Origin of the sequence: Methyloversatilis discipulorum, assembly GCF_000527135.1 — a bacterium.
Classification (GTDB): domain Bacteria; phylum Pseudomonadota; class Gammaproteobacteria; order Burkholderiales; family Rhodocyclaceae; genus Methyloversatilis; species Methyloversatilis discipulorum.
On record NZ_AZUP01000001.1, the window covers coordinates 663,208 to 674,987 of the forward strand.

Consider the following 11,780-nt stretch of genomic DNA (forward strand, 5'->3'; position numbering starts at 1 on the left):
AGGCTTGACACCACATACCGGCGTGAGTCCTTTGCGGCTCCGCCGGTTTGTTTTTTCTGGCGGGCGGACGATGCCCGCCACTCATCGAATCGAAAGGAATCGACTTGCTTAACGCTACCCGCAAGGAATTCATGTTCGGCACCCAGAAAGTGGTGCTGGAAACCGGCGAGATCGCGCGTCAATCGAGCGGCGCCGTCATCGTAAACGTCGAAGAAACCGTCGTGTTGGCGACCGTCGTGGCCCAGAAGTCGGCAAAGGCCGGCCAGGATTTTTTCCCGCTCACCGTTGATTACGCAGAAAAGTTCTACGCCGCGGGCCGTATCCCCGGCGGTTTCTTCAAGCGCGAGGGCCGTCCGACCGAGAAGGAAACGCTGACCTCGCGTCTGATCGATCGCCCGATCCGCCCGCTGTTCCCGGAAGGCTTCTACAACGAAGTTCAGGTCATCGTTCAGGTGCTGTCTCTGAACCCGGAAGTCGATGCCGACATTCCGGCCATGATCGGCGCATCCGCCGCACTGGCGATCTCCGGCATCCCGTTCAGTGGCCCGATCGGCGCCGCCCGCGTGGGCTATATCGATGGCCAGTACATCGTCAACCCGACTGCCTCGCAGCTGAAGGACAGCAAGCTGAACCTGGTCGTCGCCGGTACCGAAGCAGCCGTGCTGATGGTCGAGTCGGAAGCGATGGAACTGTCGGAAGAAGTCATGCTGGGCGCCGTGGTCTATGGCCACGAGCAGATGCAGGCCGCGATCAATGCGATCAATGAACTGGTCGAAGTCGCCGGCAAGCCGGAGTGGGACTGGCAGGCGCCGGCCCGCGACGAAGCGCTGTGGAACCGCATTTCCGAGCTGGCCGAAGCCAAGCTGCAGGATGCCTACCGCATCACGCAGAAGCAGGTGCGCAGCCAGAGCGTGAACGCCCTGCGCGACGAAGTGATCGCTGCGCTGACCGCCGACGCCGCGACGGCGCCGGACGTGAACACGATCAAGAACTACTTCTTCGACATGGAAGCGCGCATCGTGCGCAGCCGCATCCTGAACGGCGAGCCGCGCATCGACGGTCGCGACACGCGCACCGTGCGTCCGATCGCGATTCGCAACAGCGTGATGCCGCGTACCCACGGTTCGGCGCTGTTCACGCGCGGCGAGACGCAGGCGCTGGTGATCGCCACGCTGGGCACCGGCCGCGACGAGCAGATCATCGACGCGCTGGGCGGCGAGTACCGCGACCGCTTCATGCTTCACTACAACATGCCGCCGTTCGCCACCGGTGAAACCGGCCGCTTCGGCGCACCGAAGCGCCGCGAGATTGGCCATGGTCGTCTGGCCAAGCGCGCGCTGCTCGCTGTGCTGCCGTCGCCGGAAGAGTTCAGCTACTCGATGCGCGTGGTGTCGGAAATCACCGAATCGAACGGTTCGTCGTCGATGGCTTCGGTGTGCGGCGGCTCGCTCGCACTGATGGACGCCGGCGTGCCGCTGAAGGCGCATGTTGCCGGTATCGCGATGGGCCTGATCAAGGATGGCAACCGTTTCGCGGTGCTGACCGACATCCTCGGCGACGAGGATCACCTCGGCGACATGGACTTCAAGGTGGCCGGTACCGACAGCGGCATCACCGCGCTGCAGATGGACATCAAGATCCAGGGCATCACCAAGGAAATCATGCAGGTTGCGCTGGCCCAGGCCCACGAAGCGCGCAAGCACATCCTCGGCATCATGCAGGAGTCGATGTCGGGCGCCCGTGAAGGCGTGTCGACCTACGCACCGCGTCTGCTGACGATGAAGATCAATCCGGAAAAGATCCGTGACGTGATCGGCAAGGGTGGTGCGGTGATCCGCGCGCTGACCGAAGAGACCGGCGCCACGATCGACATCGGCGACGACGGCACCATCACCATCGCATCGGTGAATTCGGAAGCGGCCGAGCACGCCAAGCGCCGCATCGAGGCGATCACCGCCGAAGTGGAAGTGGGCAAGGTTTATGACGGCACGGTGCTGCGTCTGCTGGACTTCGGTGCAATCGTCAGCGTGCTGCCGGGCAAGGACGGTCTGCTGCACATTTCGCAGATCGCTAACGAGCGCATCGCCAACGTCGCCGATCACCTGAAGGAAGGTCAGCAGGTGAAGGTGAAGGTGCTCGAGACCGACGAGAAGGGTCGCATCCGCCTGTCGATGAAGGCACTGCTGGCTGCGCCGGAGGCAAACGGCGAGCAGGGCTGATGTCCTGCGGGGCGTCCAGCGAATTTCTTTGAAGATATTTCGCTGAAACGCTCTGCAGGCATTGACCGCACCCCGGTCGGCCGGTAATATCTCGGCCTCTCGGGGTGTAGCGCAGCCCGGTAGCGCGCTTGCTTTGGGAGCAAGATGTCGGGGGTTCGAATCCCTCCACCCCGACCATAATCGGTCCGCAACACCGTTCTTAGTACCTGCCCGTAGCTCAACTGGATAGAGCAACGGCCTTCTAAGCCGTAGGTTGCGGGTTCGATTCCTGCCGGGCAGGCCAGCAAAGGCCTGAGAGAGTTTCAAAGCGGTTGCCCGTTTGGCATCCGTTCCAGTGGTGGCTGTAGCTCAGTTGGTAGAGTCCTGGATTGTGATTCCAGTTGTCGTGGGTTCGAGTCCCATCAGCCACCCCACCCAATTCCCCTGTTGTTGATTGTGCGAGCCCGTCGCGCCGACATTTGTCGCGCGCGAGGTGCGCGTCGTCATGGCACGTGCCGAGGCATGGCATCGTGCAGCGATGGCGGAGCGCACGCCCCGGCCATCGCCGCCGTCAGCATTCAGCCCGCAGCGCTCTGCAGGTAGTTCTGCTCGCCCATCAGCTTGATCAGGCGCAGTTGCTGTTCCAGCCAGTGCGCGTGGTCCTCTTCGGTGTCCTTCAGCATCGGCAGCAGCAGATCACGGGTGACGTAATCCTGCTCCTTCTCGGTCAGTGCCATCACTTCGCGCAGATGCTTCACGACTGAAATCTCCACCGCCAGATCGTTCTCGAAAATGCTGACGACGTCGTGGCCGACATTGAGCGGGGCGGGTTTCATGTCAGGCGTACCGCTCAGCATCAGGATGCGGCGTATCAGCGCGTCGGCGTGGCCCGTTTCGTCTTCCATTTCATGCGCGATGCGCGCGGCGGCCTTGCTGAAGCCCCATTCGTCGAGCATGCGCGAATGGATGAAGTACTGGTCGCGTGCCGCCAGTTCGTAGACCAAGAGCGCGTTCAGCGCGTCGAGGATGACCTGTTTTCCTTGCATGGCTTATCTCACTTCCCGGATGTCCGGCGCATACGAAGATTGTTCGATGATGCGCCCATTCTGGCTTCTGTGCTGGGTTTGGTGGCGTCCCGCGAAGTCGTGGTGAGAACCGTATTCATTCGCAGTCGCCGTATCGGTCTTTCTTCCCGGTGATGCGCTCAGTTCGACGTGACGCCGCCCAGCGCTTCTTCGAGGTGATCGATCAGGCGGCTGACCTCGCCGGTCATCAGCGCGAAATCGGTGTCGAAACGCTCGGCTTCATCGCCGCTGCCGTCGTCGTTCTCGGTCAGCACATCCAGCGGCGCGACCCGCTTGACTGCGAGGTTCTCCGTCAGCGTGAACGAAACACGGTCCATCCAGCTCAGCGCCAGACGGGTGCACTGCTTGCCGGCTTCGATGTGGCGACGCAGGTCGTCCGCTTCCAGCGCATGGCGCACGTAGCGCACGGTCGCTTTGGACTGCGTGCTGGAGCGCAGTTCGGTGTCCTGATCGATGCTGAAGCCGGCAGGCGCTTCGTCGGCGGCCAGCCAGGAGGTCATCGCCGATACCGGCGACAGCGCGGTCTGCAGCGGTCGGGCGCCCAGCTGTTCGACGCACTCGTTCAGCAGCTGCATCACCTCGTCGCCCTTGGCGCTGGCGGCTGCGTCGACCACGATGCGACCCTTGACCGGGTCTATCCACACCTGCGTATCGCGCCAGATGGCGAAGGCGCGCGGCAGCAGTTCGTTGGTGACGCTGTCCTTCAGCTCGCGCATTTCCTTGCGGCCGGGTTTGTAGCCCTGCTTTTCCTCGATTTCCTGGGCACGTGCCTTGGCGACCTGATTGATGACGGTGGCCGGCAGCAGCTTCTTTTCGGTGCGCAGCGTGATCAGCATCTGACCGCCGACCGCGTGCACCAGCGCGCCGTTGTCGCGCGGCGACATCCAGCCCATGCGCTGCATTTCCGCGCTGCTGCCCGGCTGGAAGGCCTTGGCGGCGAGCTTTTCGTCGAGTTGTTCAGGTGCGAGCGCGAAGGGGGCGGTGAGGCGGTAGATCTGCAGGTTCTTGAACCACATGGCGTCGGGCAAAAAGGGACGCAGTGTATATGAGTGGAGTCGGGCGGCAGGCGCTGCCGCGTCGGTGGGCGCATGTCAATATCGACGGCCGCGCCCCTCTCCGTGCACACTAGCGGCCTTCCGCGCGGCGCGTGCCGCGCTCCCGTTCCGCTGATTCACTCCGATGACGACTCCCAGCTACAACGCCGCTGAAATCCAGGTGCTCGAGGGCATTGCGCCGATCCAGAAGCGGCCGGACATGTACACCCGGACCGAAAGTCCGAACCACATCATCCAGGAAATGATCGACAACGCCTGCGACGAGGCGCAGGGCGGCTTCGCCGACGGCATCCGCGTCGTGATGCACGGCGACGGCTCGGTGTCGGTCGAGGACAACGGTCGCGGCATTCCGGTCGATATCCACCCGACCAAGAAGGTGCCGGCGATCGAGGTCATCTTCACCATCCCGCACTCGGGCGGCAAATTCGAGGGCAAGGCCTACAAGATCGCCGGCGGTCTGCACGGTGTCGGCGTGACGGTGACCAATGCGCTGTCGACCCGGCTGGAGGCGACGGTCAAGCGCGGCGGCAAGGAACATTCGATCACCTTCGACCACGGCATTTCGCAGGGACTGACCGAAGTCGGCAGCTGCCCGAAGTCGCATACCGGCACCCGCGTGCGCGCCTGGCCGGATCCGAAGTACTTCGCCAGCTCGAAGGTGAAGCGTGCCGACATCGAGCATCTGCTGCGCGCGCGCAGCGCCATGCTGCCCGGCGTGCGCATCCGTTTCGAGGACGAAGAGAGCGGGGCGGTGCAGGAGTGGCAGTACGCCAATGGTCTCGAAGGCTATCTGCGCGAGGAGATCGGCGACGCGAAGTGCGAGCTGTTCTGCGGTGCGCGCACGGCGATCGCCGGCTACGACGAGGGCGAGGGCGCCGAATGGGCGATCGCCTTCCCCGAGGGCGTGTCGGTGCGCGAGTCCTTCGTGAACCTGATTCCGACGCCGGGCGGCGGCATGCACGAGTCCGGCATGCGGCAGGCGCTGTTCGAATCGGTGAAGGACTACGCCACCCACCACGGCCTGATGCCGGCCAAGCTCGCGCTGCAGTCGGAAGACGTGTCGCAGCATGCGAGCTATGTGCTCAGCGCCAAGGTGCTGGAGCCGCGCTTCCAGGGGCAGACCAAGGACAAGCTGAACAACCGCGAGGCGGTGAAGCTCGTGTACGAAGCGATCAAGGACACGCTGGACCGCTGGCTCAACGACCACGCGACCGAGGCGCAGCGCATCGCCGGTCTGGCGATCAAGAGTGCGCAAACCCGCGCGCGGGCGGGCAAGGTGGTGGAAAAGCGCGCCGGTTCCGGCGTCACGCTGCTGCCGGGCAAGCTCACCGACGCCACCGGCACCTCGCCGGAACAGAACGAAATCTTCCTGGTCGAGGGCGACTCCGCCGGCGGTAGCGCCAAGCAGGCGCGCGACCGGCAGTTCCAGGCGGTGCTGCCGCTGCGCGGCAAGGTGCTCAACACCTTCGAGATCGACTCGTCGGAGATCTTCGCCAACAACGAAGTGCACGACATCGCGGTGGCGCTGGGCATCGACCCGCACAAGCCGGACGCGCCGGACGCGGTGCTCGACGGCCTGCGTTATCACAAGATCATCATTCTGTCGGATGCCGACGTCGATGGCGCCCACATCCAGACGCTGCAACTCACGCTCTTCCTGCGTCACTTCCCGAAGCTGATCGAACGTGGCCACGTGTTCATCGGCCAGCCGCCGCTGTACTGCGTGAAGATCGCGCCGACCAAGACCCGACCGGCGCGCCGTCTTTACGCGTTGGACGAGGCCGAGCGCGACACCATACTGGCCAACCTGATTGCCGACGGTATTGCCGAGAGCGCGCTGACGGTGAGCCGCTTCAAGGGTCTGGGCGAAATGAATCCGGACGAACTGAAGGAAACCGCGATGAATCCGGAAACGCGCCGGCTCATCCGCATCACCCAGGGGGCCGACCCCGATCTGGTGCTGAACACCTTCACCATGCTGATGGGCAAGAAAGAAGCCGAACGCCGCCGTCGCTGGATGGAACTGGAAGGCGACAAGGTCGTGCCGGATGCTTGAGGAGGGCAGGGACTAGGGACTGGAGCGCCGCGCGGTGTTGCGTTCATCCCGTGTGGCAAAGCCACACCTCTTCCCTAGTCTCTAGCCCCTCGTCCCCAGCCCCTCCAAACACACAACGAAACACCCGGAGCACTCCGTTGACTGACAACCTGTTCGAACCCGACATCGCCGACATTCCGGTCGATGCGCACGCGGCGCAGGCCTATTTGACCTATGCGATGTCGGTGGTGACCTCGCGCGCGCTGCCGGGGCTGGAAGACGGCATGAAGCCGGTGCAGCGCCGCATCCTGTTCGCGATGGACGGCTTCGCCCGGCCCGATGCCGCGCACAAGAAATCCGCCCGCGTGGTCGGCGACGTGATCGGCAAGTACCACCCGCACGGCGATTCGTCGGTATACGAAGCCATGGTCCGTCTGGCCCAGCCCTTCACGCTGCGCTATCCGCTGATCGACGGGCAGGGCAATTTCGGTTCGATGGACGGCGACAACGCGGCCGCCATGCGTTACACCGAGTGCCGCCTGACGCCGTTCGCGCGCCACGTGCTGCTGTCCGAGCTGAACGCCGGCGTGATCGAGTTCCAGCCCAACTACGACGGCACGCAGCAGGAACCTTCGCTGCTGCCGGCGCGCTTGCCCGTCGTGCTGGCCAATGGCGCCTCCGGCATCGCGGTCGGCATGGCCTGCGAAATCCCGCCGCACAATCTGCGCGAAATCGGCGACGCCACCTGCAAGCTGCTGATCGATCCGCGCATGCCGGACGACGACGTGATCGACTGCTTCCAGGGACCGGACTTCCCGAACGGCGCCACGCTCATTTCGTCGCGCGAGAGCATCGTCGCCGCCTACAAGGAAGGGCGCGGCTCCTTCCGCATGCGCGCCAATTACGAGGTCGAGGCGCTGGCGCGCGGCCAGTGGCAGATCGTGGTTACCGCGCTGCCGCCGGGCGTGAGTACCGGTGCCGTGATGAGCCGCATCGACGATCTGGCGAACCCCAAGCCCAAGGGCGACAAGAAGAAGATCAGTGACGACCAGGCGCGCACCAAGACGCTGGCGACCTCGCTGATCGATTCGGTGCGCGACGAATCCGACGCGCGCCACCCGGTGCGTCTGGTGATCGAACCGAAGTCGCGCGCGGTGAGCCAGGAAGACCTGCTGGCCTTCCTGTTCGCTTATACCGACCTCGAGTGCAACGCCAGCCTGAACCTGACGCTGCTCGACACCCACCGTCGCCCGGGCCAGATCGGCCTGCCGGCCGTGTTGCGCCAGTGGTGCGACTACCGTCTCGCTGCCGTGTCGCGACGGCTCACGCAGCGCATCGCCGACATCGACGAGCGCATGCACATCCTCGATGGCCGTCTGGCCATCCTGCTCGACATCGACCGCGCGATCGCCATCATCCGCGCCGCCGACGATCCGAAGGCCGACTTGATGGCCGGCTTCGGCATCACCGAGCGTCAGGCCGAAGACGTGCTGGAAATCCGGCTGCGCCAACTGGCCAAGCTGGAGGCCATCAAGCTGCAGGGCGAGCGCGACGCACTGGACGCCGAACGCACCGGCCTGCTCGGCATTCTCGGCAGCGATGCCGCACTGCGCACCTTCGTGCGCGACGAGGTGCGCGCCGACGTCGAGCGTTTCGGCGACGAGCGCCGCACGCTGATCAATGCCGACGCGCAGGCGACTCGCTCGCGCGAAGTGCCGCAGATCGACGAGGCGGTCACCGTCATCGTGTCACGCGGTGGTTTCGGCCGGCTGCGCTCCGGCCATGACGTGGACGAGGCCGCGCTGACCTGGAAGGCCGGCGATGGTCCGCTGGCGGTGCTGAAGTGCCGCACCGTGTGGCCGGTCGTGCTGATCGACGGCGACGGCCGCAGCTACACCATCAAGCCGACCGATCTGCCGAGTGGCAAGGGCGACGGCGTGCCGGTGTCCTCGCTGGCCGATCTCGCCGGCAAGAAGCTGGTGGCCGTGCTGACCGGCGAGCCGGGCAGCCGTTTCCTGGTGGCGTCCGACGGCGGCTACGGCTTTGTCTGCGCGATCGAGGACATGGTGAGCCGCCAGCGCGCCGGCAAGGCCTTCCTCAACACGGACGGCAGTACTGCGCTGCCGCCGGTGAAACTGCGGCCGGGCGACAAGTGGGTGGTCGCGCAGGGCGGCGACCGCCTGCTGGCCTTCCCGCTGGAAGAGATGAAGGAGCTGTCGGGCGGCAAGGGCGTCAAGATCATGACCTTGCCCGACGGCGAGTCGCTGCAGTTGCTCGACGTGTTCCGCGAACGTCTCGCGCTGACTGTGCCGGGCTCGCGCGGCCGGCCGAAGACGCTGAACATCGACGAAGCGTCGCTGATGAACTGGCGCGGCGTGCGGGCGACCAAGGGCAGGAAGCTCGAAGGCTGAACGGGTCTGCAGCGTCGGCAGGCTCCCGAGGGAGCTTGCTCGATTGCAGCGGGTGACGAAGGGGGCGCTCTGTAGATGCCGCACGCTGGCGGCGTCGGTCACCCGCGCGGCGCTGCCCCGGCGCGCGGCACCGTAACGGTGAAGGTGCTGCCGTGACCGGGGCGCGAGCGCACCGCGAGTGCGTGGCCGAGTGCGTCGGCCTGACCGCGCGCCAGCGCCAGTCCGAGGCCCTGACCTTCGTCGTGGCGGGCGCTGCGGTCGTCGAAGCGACGATACGGAACGAAGATGAGCGGCAGATGCTCGGCGGCGATGCCGGGGCCGGTGTCCCACACCTGCAGCTGCACGCTGTCGCCTCGCGGCCGGGCGGCGACCAGCACGCGGCCGCGCTCGGTATAGCGCACCGCGTTCGACACCAGGTTGTCGAGAATGGACTGCAGCATCATTGCATCGCTGTCTGCCACCCGCGCAGTCGGACGGAAGCGCAGGTCCAGTCCCTTTTCCTGCGCCAGCGGCATGAACTGCGCGGCGCAGGCGGCCCACACCTCGGACAGTGGCACTGCCCGCCGCAGCACACGGGCTTCGCCGGCCTCCAGTCGCGACAGTTCGAGCAGCCGCGTGAGCTGCCGGCTCATCGCACGTACCGCGGCGTCCATGCCGCCGCAGACTTCTTCGAGCTGGTCGCGGCCGAGACCCGCCGGGTCCTGCGAGCGCAGGTAGCGCACATGCAGTCCGACCGCGTGGACCGGCTGGCGCAGGTCGTGCGTGACGCCGGCCAGAAAGAGGTTCTTGGCGCGCATGGCGGCCTTGACGGCGTCGCGTTCCTGCCGCAGATCGTCCGCCAGACGAGCGTTCTGACGGGTCAGCAGCAGTGCGTTGCGCATCGTCGCGTGTGCGTTGCGGCCGAAGGACACCAGCACCAGCAGGTAGAACAGGAAGGTGAGGCCGCCGCCGATATTGATCAGCCCGCCCATCAGCCACGACTTGACGATGAAGGGCAGCAGCGCGCAGACGAGGTAGAGGTTGAGTGCGCGCGGCAGGGCGGTGGTGGCGGTGACCGCGCCGCCGGCCATGCCCGCCAGCATGGCGACGCTGAAGAAGTCCATGAAGGGGTCGCGCCCCTCGTAGCCTAGCCAGGGCAGCAGGCCCCAGGCCAGACCGGTGAATCCGGCAACAGTGGTGTAGGCCGCCTCGACACGGTCGAGACCGCCACCCTGCAGCGTGGCCAGTTGCGGCCGCAGCTGGCGGACCAGCGCGTAACGCAGGCCGACCAGAACCCATATCGCGGCCAGCCAGAGCCAGACGATGCCGTGCCCCTGGGCGCTCACCAGCACCGCGGACGCGGTCAGCGACACCGCCAGATTGCCGGCGACGATGGTGGGCGTGTGACCGAAAAGCACACCCAGCAGGTCGCGCCGGACGGCGTCCGAATCGCCGGGCGACGTGGCGTCGTCGAGCGTGGCGGATGTTCCGGTCATGGTAGTTTCCGCAGTCATGGACGCCCGCGAGATTAGCATCGTCGTTGCCGAAGACCACGCGCTGGTGCGCCAGGGCTTGCGTCTGATGCTGTCGGCCGAGCCGCGCGTGCGCTGGCTGGGCGACTGTGGCGACGGCGAGCGGGCGCTTGAGCTGGTGCGCAGCCTGTCGCCCGACGTGCTGCTGCTCGATCTCGGCCTGCCCGGTCTGGACGGCCTTGGCGTGATGCAGGCCATCGCCGCCGCCGGTCTGGCGACGCGGGTGCTGGTGGTGACCGCGCGTCAGGACGCCGCCTCCTTCCAGGCCGCGCTGGCCTTCGGCGCCCAGGGCTACATGCTGAAGACGGACGACGCCGACGCGCTGGTCGCCGCAATGATGACGGTGTCCGAGGGCGGCTATTACGTGAGCCCGGAACTGGCGACCCTGTTCGCGCACGGCACGGACGACGCGCACGAAGGACTGACCACGCGCGAAATGGACATTGCCGGGCGTGTCGGGCGCGGTCTGTCGAGCAAGCAGATCGGTGCCGAACTGGGCATTTCCGAACACACCGTGCGCAAGCACCGCGAAAACATCGCGCGCAAGCTCGGACTGCGCAATGCAGCCGAACTGGTGGCCTGGGCGGTGCGGCACCGGCTGCCCGAAGCGTGAGCAATTCCCTGCCTGCCTGCTGATTGCCGCCGCGCTACGCGCTTGTGCGTATTTACCCCCGCCGGGTGGGCGCGCTCCAATGCGGTATGGATTTTCCGGGTAGCCGGGGCATTCCTCATTCCGCATCCACCCGTGAGCGCCGGACGCCGCTGCCGCATGCGCAGCGCGCGCCGGCAACCGCGGGGTCTGCGACCAGGCTACGTAAAAGACCAATACAAGGGGGTTCAGATGATCAACCGTTTCCCGGCGGCAGCGGCGCTCGCCTTCGGCCTGTGCGCCGGCGCCGTGCAGGCGGTGCCGATCAGCTTCAGCACCACGGGTTCCCCGGTGCAGACCTATTTCCAGTCCACCCCGGCCGTCTCCGCCACCGTGCAGTTCGTCGGCCTGAGCGCGGCGCTGGACCTGACCCCGGACGTTGGCCAGCAGACCCGGTTCTTCACCTTCTTCGCCGGGACCGGGCCGGCGGACCCCGGAATGACCGGCATCGAGTACCAGCCGTACTCGGTCGGTCTGACGGTGCTCGGCATCACGAAGTATTTCGAGTTCGATCTGGGCGTGCAGGAGATCGCCAACGACCAGTATCAGATCAACGCCTTCGCCATGCAGTCGCTCTCGTTCGACCTCGGCGCCACCGGCACGCTGACGGTGACGCCGAATGCCTTCTACACGCAGGCGGTGCAGTTGCCGGCCAACACGCCGGCGTACCACCTGCGCGACCTGTACGCGACCTTCCTGCTCACCGGCCCGACGGTGACGCCGATCCCGGAGCCGGATTCGCTGATGCTGGCGATGCTGGCCGTCGGCGCGCTGTGTGCACGCCGTCGACGCAGGACCGAACTTCCGACCGTGACGGACGGCTCGGAATGTTGATG

At 65.9% G+C, this 11,780-nt stretch carries 8 protein-coding genes and 3 tRNA genes; 8 read left to right on the forward strand and 3 right to left on the reverse strand.

All coding sequences use genetic code 11. From position 1 onward, the window contains the following. Nucleotides 1–131 precede the first annotated feature (131 nt). From pnp to METFAM1_RS0103090, 4 genes are all read left to right on the forward strand, one after another. Nucleotides 132–2,219, forward strand: coding sequence for a polyribonucleotide nucleotidyltransferase (pnp, locus tag METFAM1_RS0103075; RefSeq protein ID WP_019918082.1), 2,088 nt, complete (start codon nt 132–134; stop codon nt 2,217–2,219). 100 nt (nt 2,220–2,319) lie between these two features. Continuing rightward, a tRNA-Pro gene (locus tag METFAM1_RS0103080) sits at nt 2,320–2,396 on the forward strand. Nucleotides 2,397–2,425: 29 nt separating this feature from the next. Beyond that, nucleotides 2,426–2,502 (forward strand) — tRNA-Arg (locus METFAM1_RS0103085). A gap of 54 nt (nt 2,503–2,556) precedes the next feature. After that, a tRNA-His gene (locus METFAM1_RS0103090) sits at nt 2,557–2,632 on the forward strand. 144 nt (nt 2,633–2,776) lie between these two features. Here the strand turns inward: METFAM1_RS0103090 and bfr are convergent. Further along, nucleotides 2,777–3,244, reverse strand: a complete 468-nt coding sequence (bfr, locus tag METFAM1_RS0103095) for a bacterioferritin (protein WP_019918083.1) — start codon at nt 3,242–3,244, stop codon at nt 2,777–2,779. Nucleotides 3,245–3,402: 158 nt separating this feature from the next. After that, complete coding sequence (locus tag METFAM1_RS0103100) at nt 3,403–4,299, reverse strand: recombination-associated protein RdgC (RefSeq protein WP_019918084.1); 897 nt, start codon at nt 4,297–4,299, stop codon at nt 3,403–3,405. 163 nt (nt 4,300–4,462) lie between these two features. Here METFAM1_RS0103100 and METFAM1_RS0103105 point away from each other — a divergent pair, with 163 nt between their 5' ends. Then, nucleotides 4,463–6,394 (forward strand): DNA topoisomerase IV subunit B, encoded by a 1,932-nt coding sequence (locus tag METFAM1_RS0103105; protein ID WP_019918086.1) that lies wholly within the window; start codon nt 4,463–4,465, stop codon nt 6,392–6,394. 137 nt (nt 6,395–6,531) lie between these two features. Then, nucleotides 6,532–8,784, forward strand: coding sequence for a DNA topoisomerase IV subunit A (gene parC, locus METFAM1_RS0103110; protein ID WP_019918087.1), 2,253 nt, complete (start codon nt 6,532–6,534; stop codon nt 8,782–8,784). A 98-nt stretch (nt 8,785–8,882) separates the two neighbouring features. Here the strand turns inward: parC and METFAM1_RS0103115 are convergent, their stop codons facing one another. Beyond that, nucleotides 8,883–10,259, reverse strand: a complete 1,377-nt coding sequence (locus tag METFAM1_RS0103115) for a sensor histidine kinase (protein ID WP_088178176.1) — start codon at nt 10,257–10,259, stop codon at nt 8,883–8,885. Between METFAM1_RS0103115 and METFAM1_RS0103120 the strand changes: the two genes are divergently transcribed. Both METFAM1_RS0103120 and METFAM1_RS20095 read left to right on the forward strand, forming a co-directional pair. Beyond that, nucleotides 10,258–10,908: a response regulator gene (locus tag METFAM1_RS0103120; protein ID WP_232419634.1), complete on the forward strand. Its 651-nt coding sequence runs from the start codon at nt 10,258–10,260 to the stop codon at nt 10,906–10,908. The genes METFAM1_RS0103115 and METFAM1_RS0103120 overlap by 2 nt on opposite strands. A 156-nt stretch (nt 10,909–11,064) precedes the next feature. Then, entirely contained in the window at nt 11,065–11,778 is a 714-nt protein-coding gene (locus tag METFAM1_RS20095) for a PEP-CTERM sorting domain-containing protein (protein ID WP_232419637.1), read from the forward strand. Nucleotides 11,779–11,780: the final 2 nt, after the last annotated feature.